At 64.7% G+C, this 21,143-nt stretch carries 21 protein-coding genes and 1 pseudogene; 15 read left to right on the forward strand and 7 right to left on the reverse strand.

The genetic code is table 11. The annotated features are described in order from the left end of the window. The 8 genes and pseudogenes from HMPREF2656_RS12870 to pdxY all read left to right on the forward strand — a co-directional run. Positions 1 to 332, forward strand: a pseudogene (locus HMPREF2656_RS12870) (heat-inducible transcriptional repressor HrcA); the annotation flags it as partial. A gap of 10 nt (positions 333 to 342) precedes the next feature. Continuing rightward, positions 343 to 1,476 (forward strand): molecular chaperone DnaJ, encoded by a 1,134-nt coding sequence (dnaJ, locus tag HMPREF2656_RS09940; protein WP_070816560.1) that lies wholly within the window; start codon positions 343 to 345, stop codon positions 1,474 to 1,476. Then, complete coding sequence (locus tag HMPREF2656_RS09945; protein ID WP_070816562.1) at positions 1,473 to 2,183, forward strand: 16S rRNA (uracil(1498)-N(3))-methyltransferase; 711 nt, start codon at positions 1,473 to 1,475, stop codon at positions 2,181 to 2,183. Before dnaJ ends, HMPREF2656_RS09945 begins: the two co-directional genes overlap by 4 nt. A gap of 11 nt (positions 2,184 to 2,194) precedes the next feature. Then, positions 2,195 to 3,217: a PhoH family protein gene (locus tag HMPREF2656_RS09950; RefSeq protein WP_070421347.1), complete on the forward strand. Its 1,023-nt coding sequence runs from the start codon at positions 2,195 to 2,197 to the stop codon at positions 3,215 to 3,217. Beyond that, the gene (ybeY, locus tag HMPREF2656_RS09955; protein WP_070484913.1) at positions 3,214 to 3,780 is read left to right on the forward strand and encodes an rRNA maturation RNase YbeY; all 567 of its coding nucleotides are present in this window, start codon (positions 3,214 to 3,216) and stop codon (positions 3,778 to 3,780) included. The genes HMPREF2656_RS09950 and ybeY overlap by 4 nt, the downstream gene beginning before the upstream one ends. Further along, a complete protein-coding gene (locus tag HMPREF2656_RS09960) occupies positions 3,777 to 5,090 on the forward strand; it encodes a hemolysin family protein (protein ID WP_070421349.1) in 1,314 nt (437 codons plus the stop codon). Before ybeY ends, HMPREF2656_RS09960 begins: the two co-directional genes overlap by 4 nt. A 30-nt stretch (positions 5,091 to 5,120) precedes the next feature. Then, positions 5,121 to 6,185, forward strand: coding sequence for a 2,3-butanediol dehydrogenase (locus HMPREF2656_RS09965; RefSeq protein ID WP_070421350.1), 1,065 nt, complete (start codon positions 5,121 to 5,123; stop codon positions 6,183 to 6,185). A 9-nt stretch (positions 6,186 to 6,194) separates the two neighbouring features. Next, positions 6,195 to 7,046: a pyridoxal kinase PdxY gene (gene pdxY / locus HMPREF2656_RS09970; RefSeq protein ID WP_070421351.1), complete on the forward strand. Its 852-nt coding sequence runs from the start codon at positions 6,195 to 6,197 to the stop codon at positions 7,044 to 7,046. Positions 7,047 to 7,125: 79 nt separating this feature from the next. Here the strand turns inward: pdxY and HMPREF2656_RS09975 are convergent, their stop codons facing one another. After that, positions 7,126 to 8,163, reverse strand: coding sequence for an HNH endonuclease signature motif containing protein (locus HMPREF2656_RS09975; protein WP_141761065.1), 1,038 nt, complete (start codon positions 8,161 to 8,163; stop codon positions 7,126 to 7,128). A gap of 107 nt (positions 8,164 to 8,270) precedes the next feature. Here HMPREF2656_RS09975 and era point away from each other — a divergent pair, with 107 nt between their 5' ends. The 3 genes from era to HMPREF2656_RS09990 are packed head-to-tail and all read left to right on the forward strand — an operon-like array spanning position 8,271 to position 10,674. Further along, positions 8,271 to 9,233 (forward strand): GTPase Era, encoded by a 963-nt coding sequence (gene era / locus HMPREF2656_RS09980; protein WP_210400973.1) that lies wholly within the window; start codon positions 8,271 to 8,273, stop codon positions 9,231 to 9,233. After that, positions 9,223 to 9,939 carry a DNA repair protein RecO gene (recO, locus tag HMPREF2656_RS09985; protein ID WP_070816567.1) on the forward strand — a complete coding sequence of 239 codons (717 nt, stop codon included), beginning with the start codon at positions 9,223 to 9,225 and terminating at the stop codon, positions 9,937 to 9,939. The genes era and recO overlap by 11 nt, the downstream gene beginning before the upstream one ends. A 9-nt stretch (positions 9,940 to 9,948) precedes the next feature. Continuing rightward, positions 9,949 to 10,674, forward strand: coding sequence for an isoprenyl transferase (locus tag HMPREF2656_RS09990; protein ID WP_070569577.1), 726 nt, complete (start codon positions 9,949 to 9,951; stop codon positions 10,672 to 10,674). Here HMPREF2656_RS09990 and HMPREF2656_RS09995 read toward each other — a convergent pair. Next, a complete protein-coding gene (locus HMPREF2656_RS09995; RefSeq protein WP_246815374.1) occupies positions 10,671 to 11,051 on the reverse strand; it encodes a Fur family transcriptional regulator in 381 nt (126 codons plus the stop codon). The two genes, HMPREF2656_RS09990 and HMPREF2656_RS09995, sit on opposite strands and share 4 nt — an antisense overlap. A gap of 125 nt (positions 11,052 to 11,176) precedes the next feature. Next, positions 11,177 to 11,530, reverse strand: coding sequence for an ArsR/SmtB family transcription factor (locus HMPREF2656_RS10000; RefSeq protein ID WP_070453541.1), 354 nt, complete (start codon positions 11,528 to 11,530; stop codon positions 11,177 to 11,179). Positions 11,531 to 11,694: 164 nt separating this feature from the next. On the opposite strand from HMPREF2656_RS10000, the gene HMPREF2656_RS10005 reads away from it, so the two are divergent. Genes HMPREF2656_RS10005 through HMPREF2656_RS10015 form a run of 3 tightly spaced genes read left to right on the forward strand, consistent with a single transcriptional unit; the run spans position 11,695 to position 14,020 of the window. Further along, positions 11,695 to 13,077 (forward strand): glycine--tRNA ligase, encoded by a 1,383-nt coding sequence (locus HMPREF2656_RS10005; protein WP_070816641.1) that lies wholly within the window; start codon positions 11,695 to 11,697, stop codon positions 13,075 to 13,077. Beyond that, positions 13,077 to 13,583, forward strand: coding sequence for a hypothetical protein (locus HMPREF2656_RS10010; RefSeq protein ID WP_070816569.1), 507 nt, complete (start codon positions 13,077 to 13,079; stop codon positions 13,581 to 13,583). Before HMPREF2656_RS10005 ends, HMPREF2656_RS10010 begins: the two co-directional genes overlap by 1 nt. Continuing rightward, entirely contained in the window at positions 13,580 to 14,020 is a 441-nt protein-coding gene (locus tag HMPREF2656_RS10015) for a hypothetical protein (protein WP_070816571.1), read from the forward strand. Before HMPREF2656_RS10010 ends, HMPREF2656_RS10015 begins: the two co-directional genes overlap by 4 nt. An 83-nt stretch (positions 14,021 to 14,103) precedes the next feature. Here HMPREF2656_RS10015 and HMPREF2656_RS10020 read toward each other — a convergent pair whose 3' ends face one another. After that, positions 14,104 to 16,101, reverse strand: a complete 1,998-nt coding sequence (locus tag HMPREF2656_RS10020) for a TPM domain-containing protein (RefSeq protein ID WP_070816572.1) — start codon at positions 16,099 to 16,101, stop codon at positions 14,104 to 14,106. 19 nt (positions 16,102 to 16,120) lie between these two features. Between HMPREF2656_RS10020 and HMPREF2656_RS10025 the strand changes: the two genes are divergently transcribed. Further along, positions 16,121 to 17,443: a deoxyguanosinetriphosphate triphosphohydrolase gene (locus HMPREF2656_RS10025; protein WP_070816574.1), complete on the forward strand. Its 1,323-nt coding sequence runs from the start codon at positions 16,121 to 16,123 to the stop codon at positions 17,441 to 17,443. Between the two features lie 286 nt (positions 17,444 to 17,729). On the opposite strand, the gene HMPREF2656_RS10030 is transcribed toward HMPREF2656_RS10025, so the two are convergent. Genes HMPREF2656_RS10030 through HMPREF2656_RS10040 form a run of 3 tightly spaced genes read right to left on the reverse strand, consistent with a single transcriptional unit; the run spans position 17,730 to position 20,672 of the window. Beyond that, the gene (locus HMPREF2656_RS10030) at positions 17,730 to 18,716 is read right to left on the reverse strand and encodes an ArsA family ATPase (protein WP_070816576.1); all 987 of its coding nucleotides are present in this window, start codon (positions 18,714 to 18,716) and stop codon (positions 17,730 to 17,732) included. After that, entirely contained in the window at positions 18,707 to 18,964 is a 258-nt protein-coding gene (locus HMPREF2656_RS10035) for a cory-CC-star protein (protein WP_070421363.1), read from the reverse strand. Before HMPREF2656_RS10035 ends, HMPREF2656_RS10030 begins: the two co-directional genes overlap by 10 nt. Further along, on the reverse strand, positions 18,948 to 20,672 hold the full coding sequence (locus HMPREF2656_RS10040) for a carbon starvation CstA family protein (RefSeq protein WP_070816578.1): 1,725 nt from the start codon (positions 20,670 to 20,672) through the stop codon (positions 18,948 to 18,950). The genes HMPREF2656_RS10035 and HMPREF2656_RS10040 overlap by 17 nt, the downstream gene beginning before the upstream one ends. Positions 20,673 to 21,143 lie beyond the last annotated feature (471 nt).

A 21,143-nucleotide genomic window follows, 5' to 3' on the forward strand; every position in this document is an offset into this window, starting at 1 on the left:
CCCCCGACCGCCTCATCATCGCAGGCTCCTCAAACCTGCTCGTGCCCTCCGGCGGCCTCCAGGACGTCATCGACGCCCTCGAGCAGCAAGTTGTCGTACTGAAACTGCTCGCCGGCGCCCAAGAACTCGAACGTGTCTCCGTGCGCATCGGCCGCGAAAACGAAGACGAGGAATTATCCAGCGCCTCAATTGTTACAACAGCGTACGGGGCAGGCGATGCAGCACTCGGCGGCCTCGGGGTAGTCGGTCCAACCCACATGGACTACCCCGGTACCATGCAGAAGGTTGCCACCGTGGCTCGTTACATCAGCCGCACACTGCGGGGTGAATAGAAGGGAAGATATGGCTCGCGATTACTACGGCATCCTCGGCGTGGACAAGGACGCCACCGAGCAGGAAATTAAACGGGCGTACCGCAAGCTCGCACGCAAATACCACCCGGACGTGAACCCGTCCGAGGAAGCTGCCGAGAAGTTCGCGGAGATCGCGGCAGCGCAAGAGGTGCTGCTGGATCCGCAGAAGCGTTCCATCGTGGACCGCGGCGGCGACCCGATGGAGGCCGGCGGCGGCATGGGCGGCGCCGGTTTTGGCGGAGGTGGCCTCGGCGACATCTTCGAGGCATTCTTCGGCGGTGGCGGTGGTGCTCGCCAGCCGCGCTCGCGCGTGCAGCCGGGCAACGACGCGCTGCTGCGCACCTCGATCACGCTCGCAGAGGCGTTCACGGGCGTGAAGCAGGACGTCACCGTCGATACGGCGGTGCTGTGCGACAAATGCCACGGCTCGGGCTCCAAGTCAGGGGCTAAGCCGGTTACCTGTGACGTATGCCAGGGCCACGGCGCGGTCCAGGAGATGCAGCAGTCTTTCCTGGGCAATGTGATGACCACCCGCGAGTGCCACAAGTGCCATGGCTTCGGCGAAGTGATCACCGACCCGTGCGCCCAGTGCGCCGGCGACGGCCGCGTGCGCGCCACCCGCGACCTGGTGGTGAACATCCCGGCCGGCATTAATAACGGCATGCGCATCCGCATGGCGGACCAGGGCGAGGTCGGCCACGGCGGCGGTCCCGCCGGCGACCTGTACGTCGAGGTGCACGTCGAGCCGCACCCGGTGTTCGTGCGCGACAACAATGACCTGCACCTGCGCCTGACTGTGCCCATGTATGACGCGGCGCTGGGCACCGAGCTCACCGTGGAGAATCTCACGGGCGATGAGACCCGCATTGAGGTCCCCGCCGGCACCCAGCCGGACGACCGCGTCGTGCTTTCCGGCGAGGGCATGCCGCGCCTGCGCGCCGAAGGTGCCGGCGACATGATCGCCCATATCGAGGTCACTGTGCCCACCGCGCTGTCCAACGAGGAACGCGCTGCACTCGAGGACTTGCGCGCCGGCCACCCGGAGGACCCTAAAGTCCACTCCGAGGGCGGCGAGCACGGCGATGGTTTCTTCTCCCGGATGCGTGATCGTTTCCGCCGATGAGCCTGCCCTATTTTCTTAGTGACGACCCCACCTCCGGCATCATCGAAGGCCCCGAGGCCAAACACGCCCACGTTAAGCGCATCCAGCCGGGGGAGCGCATCATGCTTTTCGACGGCGCCGGCAACCGCGCCGAAGTCACCGTCACGCGGGTGGATGCCTCAAGGGTTGAGGGGGTCGTCGATAAGCATGAGTTCGTGGAGCGCCCCACGCCGCGCGTGACGGTCGTGCAGGCGATCCCGAAAAGCGAGCGCGCCGAACTCGCCGTCGACCTCGCCGTGCAGGGCGGGGCGGATCGAATCGTGCCGTGGATTTCGCACCGCACGATTGCGCGCTGGCCGGCGAACAAGCAGGCGAAGCAGGTGGAGAAGTGGCGCTCGCAAGCGCTGGCGAGCGCGAAGCAGGCGCGACGCGCGTGGGTGCCGCAGATCCACGAGCCGGTGACCACAAACCAGTTGTCCGATCTCCTCCGTGACCCGAGGAACGAGGGTCACGCGCTTGTACTCCATGAGGACGCCACCGTGCCGCTGCGTGAGGTCACCTTCGGCGAGGACGTCTGGCTCATCGTCGGCCCCGAAGGCGGCATCGGGCAAGACGAACTCGAACTGCTCGGCGCGGACGCCGTGAAACTCGGCCCCGAAGTCCTGCGCACCGCAACAGCAGCGTTCGCGGCGCTCAGCGCGATCGGCGCGCTGACAAACCGCTGGTAGGGTAAACGCACATGGAAGAAATGGTGACGCGCAAGGTCGAACTCGACTCGGCGTACGCACAATCCGTCCTCGGCATCAACGACAACAACCTCCAACTACTGGACCGCTATCTGGACGTGAGTTTCCACGCCCGCGGCACCACCTTGTCGGTGCGCGGCACGGCCGCCCACGTGGCGCACGCGCTGCGCGTGGTGGAGGAGCTGGAGTCCATGGCGCGACGCGGGGTGCCACTTCGCCCTGACACCGTCGTGGAGGCGGTGAAACTCATGGAGATGGAAGCCCCCGGCTCGGTCGCGGACATCCTCGGCGAGGAGATCATTGCGCGGCGCGGCAAGGTTATCCGCCCGAAGACTGCCGGTCAGCGCCGCTATGTGGATGCGATCGACGAGAACACGATCACCTTCGGTATCGGGCCTGCCGGCTCCGGCAAGACGTACCTTGCGGTGGCGAAGGCGGTGCAGGCGCTGCAGAACAAGCAGGTCAAACGCATCATCCTGACGCGCCCCGCCGTGGAAGCCGGCGAGAAACTCGGCTTCCTCCCCGGCACGCTTTCCGACAAGATCGACCCGTACCTGCGCCCGCTGTACGACTCGCTGCGCGACATGATGGACCCAGAGGCCATCCCGAAACTCATCGAAGCCGGCATCATCGAGGTCGCGCCCCTGGCCTACATGCGCGGGCGCACCCTGTCGGACGCGTTTGTCATCCTCGACGAGGCCCAGAACACCACCGGGGCGCAGATGAAGATGTTCCTCACCCGCCTCGGGTTTGGCTCAAAGATGGTGGTTACGGGTGACACCTCTCAGGTGGATCTGCCGCGCGGCACCGTCTCGGGCCTGCGTGTGGCGCGTCGTATCTTGAGCGACATTCCGGACATTTCGTTCCAGGAGATGCGCGCCGACGACGTTGTGCGCCACCACCTGATTTCCCGCATCGTGGCCGCCTACGACCACCACGATGCCCAGAACGCGCTGCGCTACGAAAAGCGGCAGCAGAAGATTGAAGCAGAGCGCGAAGCGGAGGCAGCGCAGTGAGCATTGAAGTCTTAAACGAGTCCGGCGAGGCGGAAGTCAACGAGCAAATGCTTATCGACGTCGCCTCCTACGCCCTACGCACCATGGACGTCCACCCCGACACCGAAGCAACCATCACGCTTGTCGACGAAGCCACCATGGCCGACCTCCACGTCCGCTGGATGGACCTCGAAGGCCCCACCGACGTGATGAGCTTCCCCATGGACGAACTCACCCCGGGTGGGGGACGGCCCGACGCCGACATGCCGGGACCTGCGATGCTCGGCGACATCATCCTGTGCCCGGCCTACGACCGCAAACAGGCAGAGATGGCCGGCCACGACCTCGCCCACGAAATGGCGCTGCTGACCGTCCACGGCGTTTTGCACCTGCTCGGCTACGACCACATCGAGCCGAAGGATGAGCGTGAAATGTTCGCGCTGCAAAACGAGATCCTCGCCGACTGGTACGACGACCTGGCCCGTCGCGGGGTGGCATACCAGCCGAAGCCGACCGGCCCACACGCCTTCCCGTCCGCCGCTGACCGCGACGAGCTCGACAAGCTGATGAAGGGCGCCGAGTGACACTGACCATCACCTTCGCAACGATCACCGTCGTTGCGCTACTGCTCTCCGGCCTGCTCGGCTCCGTCGAATCCGCCCTGGCCCCCATCTCGCGTGCCCGCGTGGAAGGCATGGTCAAGGATGAGACGCCGGGTGCTGATGCGTTGCTGCGCGTCGTCGAGAATCGCGCGAATCACATCAACACCCTCGTGCTGCTGCGCACCGTCTTAGATGTCATGGCGGCAGTCTCGGCGGCGATGCTGGCCATGGACGTCATCGCGTCGGATGCGTGGGCGATTGCGGTGGCGGTAATCGTCGTCACGCTGCTGCAATTTTCCATCATCGGCGTGTTCGCACGCACCGCCGGCAAACGCAACCCGTACACCATCTCGCTCAAAGCCGCCCAAGGCCTGCACATCTTCCACACCGTGCTCGGACCGGTGGCGAAACTGCTCATCTGGATCGGCAACCTGTTCCACCCAGGCGAAGACTTCCGCAACGGGCCATACGCCACCGAAATCGAACTGCGCGAAATGGTCGAAGTTGCCCAAGAAAAAGGCGTGGTGGAAACCACCGAAGGCCGCATGATCCAAAACATCTTCGACCTCGCCTCCACCACCGCACGCCAAGTCATGGTTCCGCGACCCGAAATGGTGTGGATCGAAGGCGAAAAACTCGCCCGCCAAGCCACCGCACTCATGGTGCGCTCCGGCCACTCCCGCGTGCCCGTCATCGGCGAAAACGTCGACGAAATCATCGGCGTCGCCTACCTCAAAGACATGTTCACCGACCGCGGCGCGCCCGTCGACCCGAACACGCCACTGACCGAGTTGATGCGCCAACCGATGTTCATCCCGGACTCCAAGCCGCTCGACCTGCTGTTGCGCGCGATGCAGCAGCAGAACACCCACATCGCGGTGGTTATCGACGAGTTCGGCAACGTCGCAGGCCTGCTCACCATGGAAGACCTGCTTGAGGAAATCGTCGGCGAAATCACCGACGAATACGACGAAGATGAGGAAGCCCCCATCGAAGAAATCGACGAGCGCGTCTTCCGCGTCCAAGCGCGCCTGCCTCTCGACGACCTCGTGCACTACCTCGCCGACCACCTCGACTACACGCTGGAGTACTCGGAGGAGGTCGTCGACAATGTGGACACCGTCGCCGGCCTGCTGTCGTACGAACTCGGCCGCGTGCCCCTTCCCGGCGCCTCCATCCTGCGCGACGGCATCCGCTACACCGCAGAAGGCGGCCGCGACCGCCGCGGGCGCATCAAGACCCGGACCGTGCTGGTTGCGGTCGGCGAGGAACCCGAAAACGGGGTATCGTAGCACCTGTAACCAACCGAAAGGAGTTCCACCATGCGAGCAGTTCGCTACTACGGCCAGAAGGACATCCGCGTCGAGGAGATCGACGCCCCGGTTGCAGGTAAGGGAGAGGTGCTCATCGACGTCGCCTGGTGCGGCATCTGCGGCACTGACCTGCACGAGTACCTCGAAGGCCCGATCTTCTGCCCGAAGCCTGGCCATCCGCACCCCATCACCGGTGAGGAGCCGCCGATCACCCTCGGCCACGAGTTCTCCGGCGTTGTTTCGGCGCTCGGCGAGGGTGTCGACGACCTCGAGGTCGGCCAGCACGTTGTCGTCGAGCCGTACGTCCTGCCGGACGACGTCGACCCGAAGGAGCCGGGCCCGTACAACCTCCACCCGGACGTGAACTTCATCGGCCTCGCAGGTGGTGGCGGCGGCCTCTCCGAGAAGATCGCTGTGCAGCGTCGCTGGGTTCACCCGATTTCCAACGATGTTCCGCTCGACGAGGCTGCGCTCATCGAGCCGCTGTCCGTCGCCCACCACGCATTCGTTGCGTCTGAGGCGAAGGAAGGCGACGTCGCCCTCATTGGTGGCGCCGGCCCGATCGGTGTGCTCACCGCAGCTGTGGCGAAGGCATACGGCCTGACCGTCATCGTCTCCGAGCTCTCCGAGCTGCGTCGCCAGAAGGCGCTCGACGCAGGTGTCGCCGACTACGCGATCGACCCGAGCGCAACCGACCTCAAGGCAGAGGTTGACAAGATCACCGACGGCAAGGGCGTCGACGTCGCATTCGAGTGCACCTCCGTCAACGTCGTGCTCGACCAGCTGATCGACTGCCTCAAGCTCAAGGGCACCCTGGTCGTCGAGTCCATCTGGTCGAAGAAGGCCGAGCTGGACATCCACGCGCTCGTGATGAAGGAACTGACCATCCGCGGCATCATCGGCTACGCCCACGATCACCCGCAGACCATCAAGTTGGTGGAGTCCGGCAAGATTGATCTGAAGCCGTTCATCACCGGCAAGATCGGCTTCGACGGTGTCGTCGACGAGGGCTTTGACACCCTGATTAACCGCAACGAGACCGCAGTGAAGATTCTGGTGTCGCCGGAGCTCTAAAATGCTCCTATGAGCAATATTCTCTCGATCCAGTCCGCCGTCGCGTTTGGCCATGTTGGCAACTCGGCGGCGGTCTTTCCTTTGCAGCGCATCGGCCACGAGGTGTGGCCGGTGTATACGGTGAACTACTCCAATCACACGGGTTATGGTGCGTGGGAGGGGCCGATCATTCCGGCCGCCGACGTTGCGGCGGTGCTCAAGGGCATCCGCGACCGCAATGCGTTCCCGCTTATCGACGCCATCCTCACCGGCTACCAGGCCTCCCCGGAAATCGCCGACGTGATCGTCAGCACCGTGCGCGACATCAAGGCTGAAAACCCGGATGCGCTCTATGCGTGCGATCCGGTGATGGGGTCGGCGAAGTCGGGCTGCTTCGTGGCGGATACGATCCCGCCGCTGTTCCGTTCGACGATTGTGCCGGTGGCGGACATCATTACGCCGAACCAGTTCGAGTTGGGCTACCTCACCGAGCGCGACGTCACCGACCTGGATTCGACCCTCGCCGCGGTGGATGCGGCCCGTGAGATGGGCCCGTCGACCGTGCTGGTGACTTCGGTGGAGCGTCCCGAAACCCCCGAGGATGCGATCGAGATGATCGCCGTGGACGACAACGGCAAGTGGATCGTGCGCACCCCGCGCCTGCCGTTTAAGCGCAACGGCTCCGGTGACGTCACCGCAGCGCTGTTCACCGGTCACTACGTGCGCAGCCACGACGCAAAGGACGCGTTGGCAAAGACCGCCTCCTCGGTCTACGACATGCTGCGCCTCACCTTCGAGGCCGAGACCAACGAACTCCAGCTCGTCGAGGCCCAGGAGTTTTACGCCAACCCGCAACTCCAGTTCGAGGTCGAAGCCCTCTAACTCGTTTCAGGCACGCCGACTGGCCCGCCCACCCGGGCGGGTTTTGTATTTGCTGCGTATTCGGGGCCGGGTGAATCGATTAGTCGAACAGCAGCTCCATCGCGCCGGTCACGGTGGGTACTTCGGTCCCGTTGGGTGCGATCCAGCAGATGCGCCCGTTCGGGTTGTCGATGTGCCCGCGGATCGCCCGCCACCGGTCGTCGTCGTTGACTCCGTTGTGGTAGGCGCACAGTTGCGCCAGGTTGTCCATGTTGGTCATCCCGCCGTGCTTCCAGGCGTGCATGTGGTGGGTTTGGGTGGTTTCGGCGGAATGCCGGCAGTCGGGGAAGGCGCAACGTGGCGACATCAACTTCGACATCGTCCGCTGCTTCCCATTCGCCAGCCGCTGCGTCCGGTACAGGTTCACCGCACCTTTCTGCGGGTGGAAGGCGGCCACCTCGAGCACGTCGCCGAACTCACGGGTGAGAAACTCGGCGCCGGTCATCGTGGTGCCGTCGGTAAGTACAAGTTCGACGTCGTCGCCGCAGCCGTCCATGATGCGGGTGTAGGCCTGGATCGGCACCAAAATCATCGGCCGCAGCGCCGCGCGCGGCACCCCGCCGCCCTCGCGCAACAGGCGGAACAGTGAGCCGGCCATCTGCTCCGCAGCCGGCCGATCCTCATCGATCATGGAACGCAGCGTGTGCTCCAAGTCGGCCAGGTCGCGCTCGTTGTACGTCAGCGTCATGGTGCGCATGCCCTCACGCGAGCGCGTGAACCGGCAGGAGGGTTTGGGGGCGGTCACGGGGACGTCGATAAGCCTGCTGATGCGCTTCGACAGCGAGCGAAACGAACCACGATGCCGCACCAAATCCAACCGGATGCGCCACCGCTCAGCCGCCGACGCCACCGCAACCAACTTCTTCTCGATGAGCACCAACTGGTCGATCGGCAACCCTTCCGCCAACGCCAGCGCATCAGCCTGCTTGCGGGTGAACTTGGTCGGGCCATAGTACGTATCGAAGACGCGGGCGAGGTCGCGCGCTCGTGTCGTCGATAAGCCAGCTGCAACTGCGGCCTCCCGCGAGAACCCGGCGAGCATCCCCACGCCCGCTTGACAAAACTCCAAAAAATCCATGCACCCGACGCTAGAAACCCACCGCAACCCCCACAAGACCCCACAAAAAATCTGTGGATAACTCCCACACCACCGAAAAAGTTATCCACAACGGTAGGATGCGCACCATGATTGATTTCCCGGACAACCTGCCAGAAGACGCGATCGCGAACGGCGGTTTCACAAACACGCCGGAAGGGTTCAAGTCGGGCTTTGTCAGCTTCGTCGGGCGGCCGAACACCGGCAAGTCCACGCTGACCAACGCGCTGGTGGGGGAGAAGATCGCCATCATGGCCGATCAGCCGGAGACGACTCGCCACCCGATTCGCGGCGTGATCAACCGTGACGGCGCGCAGGTCATTGTGGTGGACACGCCGGGGATTCACCGCCCGCGCACGCTGCTGGGCGAGCGGCTCAACGACGTGGTGAAGGACACCTTCGCGGACGTCGACGTGATCGGCTTTACCGTGCCGGCGGACGAGAAGATCGGACCCGGTGATCGCTTCATCCTCGACGAGATCCGCAAAACGAAGCCGAACACGCCGATCGTGGGCATCGTGACCAAACTGGACAAGACCGGCAAGGACACCGTCGGCGAGCGCCTGCTCGAACTGCACGACATGCTCGGCCCCGACTGCGAGGTCGTGCCGGTCTCCGCAACCGCAGGTGTGCAGACGGACACGCTGCTGGACATTCTCATCGACCACCTGCCGGAAGGCCCGCGTTTCTACCCGGAGGACCACACCACCGACGAGGATGTGGAGACGCGTATCGCCGAGTTGATCCGCGAGGAGGCGCTGCGCGGTCTTCGCGACGAACTCCCGCACTCCGTCGCCGTCCAAATCGACGAAATGCACCCGGACCCGAACAACCCGGAGCGCACCATGATCTACGCGGTGCTGTACCTGGAGCGCCCGGGCCAAAAACGCATCATTGAGGGGCCGGACGGGCGGCGCCTCAGCGGCATTGTGCACCGCGCGCGCAAGCAGATCATTGACCTGGTCGATCAGAACATTTACCTGGACGTGCGCGTGAAAATCCTGAAGAACTGGCAGCAGGATCCGAAGGCGTTGGGCCGACTTGGCTTCTAGGCCGTCCTGGCGCGATCGCGCCTTTGTGGTTCGCACCTACGATTTCGGTGAGGCGGATCGCGTGATCGTCCTGCTGACCCGCAACCACGGCCTGGTGCGCGGGGTGGCGAAGGGCGTGCGCAAGGTGAAAAGCCGCTTCGGCTCGCGCCTGCAGCCGTTCGTGGATGTGGATGTGCAGGTGTATCCGGGCAAAGGCTTATCGACGATCACCGGCGCCGACACCGTCACCTACTACGGCGCCCGCATCATTGACGACTTCGACCGCTACGCCGCCGCCTGCGCCGTCATGGAGGTTGCCGAGAAGCTTTCCTACGACCAGGGTGATCCGGAACTGTTCGCGCTCGTGCAGGAGGCGCTGACCAACCTGCAGACCGACCAGCACCCGACGCTGGTGCTCGACGCGTTCGTGCTCAAGGCCACCGAGCACGCCGGCTGGGGTTTAAGCCTGTTTAACTGCGCGAACTGCCAGGCACCTGGGCCGCACAAGGCGTTCAACGCCACCGTCGGCGGGGCGGTGTGCAACAACTGCCGGCCCACCGGATCCATGGACGTGGATCCGGAGACGCTGCACGATATGTGGTTGTTGCGGGGAGGCTACGGGGTGTCGTCGATACGCGTTGCGCAGATTCACCGCGCGACCGTGGCGCACGTGCAGCACAACCTTGAGGCCGGGCTGAAGAGTCTGAAGATCATGGAGCAGGCATAATTGACGCCCATGGGCGCACCGAAGATTGACAAGAAGTTCATCCCGAAACACATCGCACTGGTGATGGACGGCAACGGCCGTTGGGCGCAGCAACGGGGCTTGAAGCGCACCGAGGGGCACAAGGTGGGCGAGGAAAAGCTCATGGACGCCGTCGATGCCTGCATCGAACTTGGTGGGGTGGAGTGGCTGTCCGCCTACGCGTTTTCTACGGAGAATTGGAAGCGCAGCCCTTCCGAGGTGCATTTTTTGATGAACTTCACCCGCGACGTGTTGCGCCGCCAGCGTGACGAGTTGCATGAGAAGAACGTGCGCGTGGTGTGGTGTGGGCGCCGCCCGAAGCTGTGGGGCAGCGTGATCGAGGAGCTTGAGGTCGCCGAGGAGCTCACGAAGCACAACACGGGGCTCACCCTTGCGATGTGCGTCAATTACGGCGGTCGCGCCGAGCTCACCGACGCAGTGCAGGCGCTTATCGACGACAACGTGCGCCACGTCGACGAAAAAACCATCCAGCGCTACCTGTATCGCGCCGACATGCCGGACGTGGACCTGTTCTTGCGCCCGTCGGGGGAGCAGCGCACCTCAAACTTCCTGCTGTGGCAGTCGGCCTACGCGGAGATGGTGTACCAGGACGTGTTGTTCCCGGATTTTACGAAGCAGGACTTGTGGGATGCGGTGCTGGAGTACGCGAAGCGCGACCGGCGCTTTGGCGGCGCGGTAGATAAGTTCGATAGCTAGCGTTTGGCCTGGCAGTCGCGGCACACGCCGTAGATTTCGGCGTCGTGGCCGACGAGTTCGTAGCCGTAGTGCTTCGCCATCACCTCGGCCCATCTTTCTACCGGGCCGCCTTCGATTTCCTCGCTGCGCCCGCATTTGGAGCACAGGAGGTGATGGTGGTGGTGGTCGGCGAGACAGTCGCGGTAGAGCGTTTCGCCTTCGGGGGAGTAAAGCACGTCCACCGCGTCGACGTCCGCGAGTGATTGCAGCGTGCGGTAGACGGTGGTCAGTCCTACGGACTCGCCTTGTTCGGTGAGGATCTCGTGGATGGCTTGTGCGGAGGCGAATTTGTCTAAGCCACGCAGCGTATCGACGACCGCCGCGCGCTGCTTAGTCATCCTCGGGCCAAGCTTCGGGACCGGACGCGTGCTGTGTGGGCGGTGTTTCATACCGGGCCAGCTTAGCCGGGATGGCGCTCGACTGGGACGAGGCCTAGCCGGATCTTGCCTAGTGCTGATTCGGGCTAGTCCTGGCCCGGCACCGACGTGCGCCGGGTTGTGTCAGCGGCCGGCGCGTAGAACTCGCAGGCATGGTCTACGAGCGCGTGGATAATCCGGATCACGGTGGGGTTGGCAAGTTCGTAGGCGACTTCGCGGCCGCAGCGTTTGGCGGCGACTAGGCCTTCGTCGCGAAGCACCCGCAAATGCTGCGACACCAGCGGCTGCGACTTCCCCAAAATTCCCACCAACTCATGGACCGCGCGCTGTGAATCGTGCAGCAGCAGCAAAATCCGAAGACGCATCTCCGAATCCAGCACTCGGATCAGTGCGGCAGTGTGGTCTAACTCCTCCGGCGAAAAGCGAAGGTCGTCACGCATGGGCGGCCCCTTTCGACGACAGTCCTACACAGTTGTCACACAGTTTACTCGAAGCAGGCGTAAAGGTGGGACTTATGTCCAAAGGGTCGTCTGCGTCGTCGCAAAGTGAAACGGCTAGACTGATCGACGTATTTTGGCAACCGTATTACACGCAGGAGATTGTGATGCCCGCATCCAAGATCGAAACCGTCGTCAACCTCTGCAAACGCCGTGGTTTGGTGTACCCCGCAGGTGAGATTTACGGCGGAACACGCTCCGCGTGGGACTACGGCCCACTCGGCGTCGAGCTGAAAGAAAATCTCAAGCGCCAGTGGTGGAAGCACATGGTGACCTCCCGCCCCGACACCGTCGGCGTCGACACCTCCATCATCCTGCCCACCCGCGTGTGGGAGGCCTCCGGCCACGTCGAGGTGTTCACCGACCCGCTCGTTGAGTCCCTCTACACCAACAAGCGCTACCGCGCCGACCACCTGATCGAAGCGTACGAGGAGAAGCACGGCCACCCGCCAGCAAACGGGCTCGCCGACATCAACGACCCGGAAACCGGCCAGCCGGGCAACTGGACTGAGCCGAAGGAATTCTCCGGTTTGATGAAGACCTACCTCGGCCCCGTCGACGACAAGGAAGGCCTGCACTACCTGCGCCCGGAGACTGCGCAGGGCATCTTCGTTAACTTCAAAAACGTGATGACGTCCGCGCGCCTCAAGCCGCCGTTCGGCATCGCCAACATTGGTAAGTCGTTCCGCAACGAAATCACCCCGGGTAACTTCATCTTCCGCACCCGCGAGTTCGAGCAAATGGAGATGGAATTCTTCGTCAAGCCAGGCGAGGACGAGACCTGGCACGAGTACTGGATTGAAAACCGCTTCAACTGGTACGTCGACCTGGGCATCAACCCGGAGAACCTGCGCCTGTACGAGCACCCGCAGGAGAAGCTGTCGCACTACTCCAAGCGCACCGTGGACATCGAGTACGCATTCGGCTTCACCGGCTCCAAATGGGGCGAGCTCGAGGGTGTGGCCAACCGCACGGACTACGACCTGAAGACCCACTCCGAGGCGTCCGGCGAGGACCTGTCGTACTACGACCAGCAGAACGAGGAGCGTTGGATCCCGTACTGCATCGAGCCGGCCGCTGGCCTGGGCCGCGCCATGATGGCATTTCTTATCGACGCCTACGATGAAGAAGAAGCACCCAACGCCAAGGGCGGCACCGACACCCGCGTCGTGCTGCGCCTGGACCGTCGCCTCGCGCCGGTGAAGGTTGCCGTGCTGCCACTGTCGAAGAAGCCGGAACTGTCCGGCCCCGCCGAGGAGTTGGCTACCAAGCTGCGTCAGTACTGGAACGTGGACTTTGACACCTCGGGTGCGATTGGTCGTCGTTACCGTCGCCAGGATGAGACCGGCACCCCGTTCTGCGTGACCTACGACTTTGACACCCTCGAGGACAACGCTGTGACCGTTCGCGAGCGCGACACGATGGAGCAGGAGCGCGTGCCTCTCGACGAGCTGGAGGCCTACCTGGCCGCCCGCCTGATCGGCTGCTAATGCACTACGTCAGCTGGGATCGCACGGACCGCGACGCGCCGAAGTTGCTCGCGGAGGCCGGACCCGAGGTGTTGGGTGTGTTCTCGCACGACCGCGCCATTGTGGGCGGCGAGGAGTGGCAGTTGGTGTCGCACCCCGAATCGGGTGCGGTGGCGACGCGCCGCGGCGAGGAGATCGTGCGCACGTCGAACAGTTTGAAGCGCGCGAAGCGCATCGACCTGGTCATCGAGGGCCACGCCTACGCGTTCGTCCCGGAGACCTCCAAGAACTGGGTGGTCGAGGATGCGAGCGGCGAGAAGGTTGCCCAGTTCACCCAGGACCACAACGGTGTGCGCAAGGCGATCCTCGAGTTCGAGGGCGAGACCGACCTGCCGCCCACCCAGGTTGCCGGCCTTGCGTGGTTGACCCGCGAGGTGCTTGAGGCCCGCAAGATGGTCAATTCGACCGCGCTGATCAGCACTTTGGTGTTCTTGTCGCTGTTCATCGTTGTGGTGGCGTTGCTGTGATTTGGCAGGGCGCCACGCTTCTCGACGACTCCCGCACCCGCGCCACCGCCACCGCCGACTCCATCACCGTCGGTGGGGCACACCCGAGCGCGGTGCTGCGCATCACCGCCGGGAGCGCGCGCCGGTTTAAGGCCGTCGATGCGGATACGGGCGGGGAGTTCGTGCTGCGCAAGGCTGGGTTTACGGTGGCGCGCTACACCGCGGATTGCGACGGGCGCCGCTACACCCTGAACCGTTCTGGCCTGCACCGCGAGATCCGCGACGCCGCAGGCACCCTCGTCGCCATCACCCGCGGCAAGGCTTCGGGTGACCTCCACGTCGACATTAAAGCGGATGTTGACGCTGCAGCCGAGGCCGACCTGCCCATGGAGGATCTTGTGTTCATGACGTGGGCGCTCACTTTCGTGGACACGCCCGCGCGCCGCACCCGCATTTAGCGCCGCGGCGGCCCGGCAGCGCGGCTGCCCAGCGCGGGCCAGCACCACCGCTGCGTCAGCCTGGCTGTGCGGCCCCGCGCGGCCTAGAAGGTGCCGCCGCGGTTGGAGGGGCGCCCGCCGGAGAAGCCACCTCCGCCGCCTCCTCCGAAGCCGCCGCCTCCCCCGAAGCCACCTCCGCCGCCTCCGCCGCCGGAGAGCAGCGTGCCCCACAGCACCGCCCTGGCCAGGGAGTCGGCGGTTTCGCGGTTGCGGGCCGCTTGGTAGCGGCGGATGTCGTCGTTAGCGGCCTGTTCGGCGCGGTGTGCGGTGTCGGTGGCGGTGCGGGCGGCGTCGATAGCTTTACGCGTATCGCGCACACGCAGCTGGATCGCTTGGGCGTGCTGGCGCTTCGCCTCGGCGAGCAAGGTGCGCGCGTGCGAGCCGATGATGCGGCCACGGGAGCGGATCAGGTCTTCGGCGCGCTGGATCTGCGCGGCACAGACCTGCATTTGTTGGTCCAACAGTTGCAGCGCGCGGGCTTGGTCGCCGGCGACGCCGCGGGCACGGTCGAGGGCGTCGTCGATTTCGGCGTCCATGTTGGCCAGTTCCTCGTACAGGGCAAGCGGGTCGGTGTCGGCGCGGGTGCCCATTGCGTCGAGCATGCGCTGGGCCTTGGCGGAAACCGCGTCCAGGGCGGCGACGTCGATACGCGCGCCCTGCTCGCGGGCGCCCTTGACGGTTTCGATGTCGCGGAGTTCGGCGCGGATTTCGTCGATAAGCGCTGGCAAATTGGTTTTCGCCGCCCGGATGTTCTCTTCCGCGTGCTCGATCGCGTTGAGGTTGGTGTCAGAGACCTCCACGGCGTGCGAGGCAGCCGCGAGCGTGTCCAGGAGTGCGCCTTGGCGGCCGGCGGGTTGGGCGGCGAGGCTGCGGGCGTCGTTAAGTGCCTTTTCGGCTTCGTCGAGGGAGGCCTGCGCAACATCGACGTTGTCTACTATCGACGACAACATCTCCGGCGCGTGCGTCTCCCGCAGTTGCGCAAGGGTGGCGCGGGCGGGCTCGAGGCGCGCGCGGATGTCCACGGTGCGGGCGAGGATCTTGTCCACCTCGTCGGGGGCGCGCATGAGGACGCCGCGCATGTCGTTGAACTCGGCGGTTTTGTCGCGAAGTGCTTGTTCAGCCTTTCCTGACGAGGAGATGATGTCGAGGAGCATGGCGCGTTTTTCGGGTTCGGTTTCGGGGATGGCGTCGTAAAGTTTCTGGTGCGTGGAAAACGCGCGCTGCAGGGTGCGGGTGGCGTCGTTCATGGCGGAGGTGAACGGGCGGACGCGCTCGGCGCCGAATTCGGAGGTGGCCAGTTTCAGCTCCTCCTTGCCTTGCGTGATGGATTCGTCGGCGGACACGAGCGCGTCGCGTGCGACCTCCTCCAGGGTCGCGGTGGGCAGGCGGCCGAGCGAGTCAGTATCCGCCGGGTCGAGCGCCTTCGCAGACGCGATCTGCTTCGCTTGCTGCTTGCGCGAGCCCTTGCGTGTTGCCGCGTACATGCCGCCGCCGGCGAGCGCCGCGACACCGAGGCCGCCTGCGACCCAGCCCACGCCGTCACCGTTGCTTGACGACGACCCACCCACCGACTCAACCGCATTCAGCGCCGCCTGCGACCAATTGAGTTGGGTTAGCTGCGCGTAGGCGGCGTCGTTCATCTGGTCGATCTCGGCCTGGGTCCACTCTTCGCCGCCGCCGACGTTGTAGGCGCGCTCGTCGGGGGAAATCACCAGCACGGCGGTGTTGGAACCGTTCGCGGCGACGGCCTGGTCGACCCAGTCGGACGGGCTGATGTCGCCAAAGGTACGCAGGAACACCACACGCACCGACTTGCCTTGCGACTGGCTGACCTGCTGGATCGCCTGTTCAATCTCGGCGCGCTCGCCGTCGGTGAGCACGCCGGCGTCGTCGGTCACAGGCTTGGTTAAAAGCCCTGGCTGGACGGTGGTTTCCGTGGCCACGCCTTGCGCAAGCGCGGGCGTTTCGGCGAAGCCGGAGGCGGGCGCTGCGAGAAATAGCATTCCGCCGACGGCGAGGACGCGAAGGTAACGGCTAGTCATGCGACTAGGGTAGCGCTTCGTGTACGCCTATAACGCCGACGATACGAAACGCCGCACCGCTGAGGGGCCGAAGGGGGCGCAGCTCGCGCCGGATTCGCGCGGTGCGTTTGCGCGTGACCGGGCCCGCGTGCTGCATTCGGCGGCGCTTCGTCGATTAGCAGACAAGACCCAGGTTGTTGGCCCGCGCGACGGTGACACCCCGCGCACGCGTCTGACGCACTCGCTGGAGGTCGCCCAGATTTCGCGCGGCATCGGCGAAGGCCTCGGCTTAAACCCCGATCTTTGCGAGATGGCCGGCCTCACCCACGACATCGGCCACCCGCCGTACGGCCACAACGGCGAAGTCGCGCTCAACGAGGTCGCGCCCCACGGCTTCGAGGGCAATGCGCAGACGTTGCGCATCCTGTCGCGCCTTGAGCCCAAAGTGCTTATCGACGACCACTCATACGGCCTCAACCTCACCCGCGCCTCCTTAGATGCCGCCGTGAAATACCCCGTGACCCGCACCAACCCCGACGGCACCCTGAACCGCAAGTACTCCGCCTACGACGAGGATGCGGTGGTGCTTGCGTGGGCGCGCGAAGGCCACACCGACGACATGCCGCCGATGGAGGCGCAGGTGATGGACTTTTCCGACGACATCGCCTACTCCGTCCACGACGTCGAAGACGGCATTGTCTCCGGGCGCGTCTCCCTGCAGGTGCTGTGGGACTTCGTCGAACTCGCCGCCCTTGCCGAGAAGGGCGCCGCCGCTTTTGGTGGCGACGCCGACTCACTCGTCGACGCCGCCGACCGCCTCCGCGCCCTGCCGGCCATCGCAGCCGCCGCCGACTTCGACTACACCTTGTCCTCTTGGGTTCGCCTGAAGGGGCTGACGTCGCAGTTGGTGGGGCGCTACATCGGCGGCGTGACCAAGGCGACCCTCGACGGCAACGCTGCGGGCGCTGGCGCTGCGGGTGCCTCGGGCGCTGCTGCAGCCCCGGGCGTTGCGAGCGCTGCGGGTGCCTCGGGCGTGATGGGCCGCCAGCACGGCCGCCTCATCGTCCCGCCCGACGTCGAGGCCGAAGTCCGACTGCTCAAAACCGTGGCGGTGCTCTACGTCATGGACGTGCCCGCCCATCTCGCGCGTCAGGACCGCCAGCGCGACCGCATCTACCGCGTCCACGAGTACCTGCGCGCCGGCGCCCCGGGCACCCTGGACACGATGTTCCGTGCCTGGTTCGAAGCGGCCGACACCGACGCCGAGCGCGAGCGCGTGATCATCGACCAAATCGCCTCCATGACCGAGTCTCGCCTCGAGCGCACCGCGAAGAAAGCCAGCGCCTTCGAGGGCTTCTACTAGGCCCGCGGCCGTTGCGTCTTGCCGCAGGTTGTGCAGGGGACGGGACGGCACATGGGTGCTCCTCTCGCTTACAGATATTGCGAGTGAGCCTATACCGCGCCGAGGATGAATACGGCGAAAACTGAGCTTAGGGGCAAACCCGAACTCGTCCCGACGGCGATTCCTATTGCCCTTCACTGTGTTCCACTGTGGTCGTGCCGCACATCCGAGTTCGGGTTTGCCCCTAAGCTGCCAATCGGACACCTTCCACCCTTGAACCGTAGGGGTCGGGGTGGTCGTGGGGCTGCTAGAGGCGGGCGGCGATGTCGGCGAGCGCGGCGCGGGTGCCGATCTCCCCGGGCAGCCACGGCAGTTCCACGCGTGGCACGTTGGGCAGTTTCGCGTCCAGAAGGGCAAGCGCTTCGTCTTCCACGGCGCGCCGGGCAGCCAAGAACTCGCTGGCGCTCGAGCCAGCGCCAGTCCCAGCGCCAGTGCGAGTGCCAGCCCCAGCAGTGCCGGCGGGGCTGCGGCGATTGACGACGAGGCCGGAGACGCGGATGTGGTGCTGGGTGAGGTCGTCGTAAAGTTCGGTGCTCTCGAGGACCGGAAGCCGTTCGGCGGTGAGCACGATGGTGAACGTGCAGCGGGCCGGGTCGGTGAGAATGTCGCGCAGGCGCTCGAACTTGCGGCGGCGTCGCAACAATGTGGTGCGGATCTGCTGGTTGCGGCGCTGCACCGGGTCCTCGTCCGCGCCGCCGAGGCCACGCAGGGCGCGGGAGAACTTGTCGGACTGTTCGCGGCGCTGCATCAGCCCGCCGGTGTAGGCCGCCATCAACTCCGGCAGGGCAAGGAGGCGGGAGGTGTGGCCGGAGGGGGCGGTGTCGAAGATGATGTGGTCGACGCCTTGCGTGTCCACGAGTTCCGCCACGCGTTCCAGCATCGCCGCCTCGTGCATGCCGGGGGAGTTGCGCGACAGGTCCAGGTGGCGGCGGATTTCGGGGTGCATGCGTTCCGGCATCATTGCCCGCATGGACTGTTCAACGTCGGCGAGGTGGCGTTCGGTGGTGGTGGTGGGGTCGAGTTCGACGACGGAAAGCCCGGGTTCGAGTTCGGTCGGTCTGTCGGAGAGCGACACGTTCCAGATGTGGCCGAGGTTGTGCGCCGGGTCGGTGGACACCAGCAGTACGCGCCGGCCGGCTTCGGCGAGGCGTACCGCGGTGGCGGCGGAGACGGTTGTTTTGCCAACCCCGCCTTTGCCGCCGAAGAACATCACGGGTGCGGTTTTTAGCAGCATCGCACGCCGTCCAAGGGGGAGTGGGACATGCCCATGCGGGTGTGCCAGGCGTGGAATTCGTCGTAAAGCAATGGCATGAGCTCGAGGGTGTAAAAGGAGGCGGGGTTGGGGATGCCGAGCGTTTCGGAGGCGACGAGCAGCGTGAACAGGTCGTCTTCTTCGCGGGCGGCGCGGGCAAATTCTCGACGATAAGGTGCCTTGTAGAACTCGTCCAGGCCGGCCGCGAAGGCTTTAAAGCGCTCGAGCATCGGCAGCATCGGCAGCGTGTTCGCCGGGCATGGTTTCGTCGTCACGCCAGACCACTGCGGGCTCGCGGCGTGCCTTCGCGATGGCCGTGAACGCTTCGACGATGACCCAGATCGCGCAGCAGATGATGATCACGTCGAGGACGAGTAGCAGCCAGTTGCCGGAGTTGTAGAACGTGCGCACCTGCAGCACCGCGGCCCACAGGGACATGACGGTGACGAACACCAGCGGGACGAGCACCGGCCAGGAGGGGCGGCGCAGTTTGGTCAGCATGATCGCCACGATGGACAGGGTCAGGCCCGCCATGAGTTGGTTGGTGGTGCCGAACAGTGGCCAGATGAGCATGCCGCCGGAGCCGTCGATGCCCATGGAGAACGTCAGGCCGAGTGCGCAGCCGACCGCGATGATGGTGGCGATAAGGCCGGAAAGTTTGAAGCCCATCAGGTCGCCGATTTCCGTGACGACGAAGCGCTGCAGGCGGATACCGGAGTCCATGGTGGTAGCGGCGAAGAGGACGGCCATCGTCGCCAAGATTGTTCCGGACAGGGACTGCGGAATGCCCAGGCCTTCGTTCATCAGCGCGCCGCCGCCTTGGATGAAGGCGTCCACGCCGCCGGCGTTCCATTCGTTGTAAACGTTTTCCCAATCCGTGATGGTGTTGAATCCGGCGGTCGTCGCAACGATGGTGCCCAGTGCGAGCAGGCCTTCGCCGACGGCGCCGAAGTAGCCGACGAAGCGCACGTCGGTTTCCTTATCGATCTGCTTCGACGACGTACCCGAGGACACAATGCCATGGAAGCCCGAGATCGCACCGCAGGCGATGGTGACAAACAGGAGTGGGAAGATGCCGGGGGTGCCGTCGGGGACGGTGTCGCGAAGTGTCGGGGCGACAACTTCCGGGCGGACGACGAAGAACGAGCCGTACAGAATGATCAGCCCGACGAACAGTTGCAGGCCGTTGATGTAGTCACGCGGCTGCAGCAGCACCCACACCGGCAGCAGGGATGCGATGAAGGCGTAGAGGAACAGGAAGATGATCCACCAGCCGCGATCCGGGATGCCCAGCATGACTTCGGGCAGGGCGAGCGGCATGCGGTCGCCGAGGATCATCAGGCCGTAGAGTGCGGCGACGCCGACGAAGGACACCAGCGGCAAGTTCCAGTTGAAGCGGTAGATCGCCTGGCCGATCAGCAGGGCGACCAGGATCGCGCCCCAGGTCGGGATGACGGCGGTTGGGGTGGAGATCAGCAGGTTAGAAATCACGACCGCGAACGCCGTGTTGACCATGAGCAGCAGCAGGAAGATCACGATGAGGAACAGGTTACGTCCGCGCGCGCCGACGTAGCGGCCGGACAGTGTGCCAATGGAGTGCCCGCGGTGGCGTTGCGACGCCCACAGCGCCCCCATGTCATGCATCCCCGCAAAGAACACCGTGCCGAGCGTCACCCAGAGGAACGCCGGCACCCACCCCCAAATCACGGCGACGGCCGGGCCGATGATCGGCGCCGCGCCCGCCACGGAGGTGAAGTGGTGGCCCCACAGGACGTATTTGTTGGTGGGCACGTAGTCCACGCCGTCTTCCATGGTGTGGGCGGGCGTGGAGTAGGCGTCCGAGAGTTGGTACACTTTCTTGCCCAGGAACTTCGAGTACAGCAGGTAGCCGGCGGCCATCATCGCGAGGCCGACGAGCACTAGGATGAGCGAGCTCATGGGCGTCCTCCATTCGTGTCGTGGTTCACAGTTTGCGAATTATGACACACAGCACACTTTTAAGTTTCCATTTGGGGTGTTTTTATGCGCTGTTTTACGTGAGCAGGATGTCTGATACCCCTCGACTTCCGCGCGATGACCGCATAAGTTTGCGTAGTAGAACTTTTCTAGCTGTATCGAAAGGCGAAGGCGTTTGTTTGATCGCGTGGAACGAATGACTCGAGCGTTTCCTTGGATGCTCTCGCTTTCCCCGGACGACCGAGAGGCGTGCGCGCGTGACCTTCGAGAAGCGATTACTTCGGAAGACCCCAGCCTGCTGGCAGCCGAGTTCACAGCATGGAAGGAAACTGCGACTGCTATAGCCGAGGGGGTTGATTGCAAAGAGTTGGAGTGGCTCGACCCGTCAGATGACGCGTGCGTGGTTACGCGACCAGCGTGACCCCTTCATCCTCAAACACTGCGCGCATTTTG

This window comes from Corynebacterium sp. HMSC034B08, from assembly GCF_001835805.1.
Taxonomy (GTDB): Bacteria; Actinomycetota; Actinomycetes; order Mycobacteriales; family Mycobacteriaceae; genus Corynebacterium; species Corynebacterium coyleae.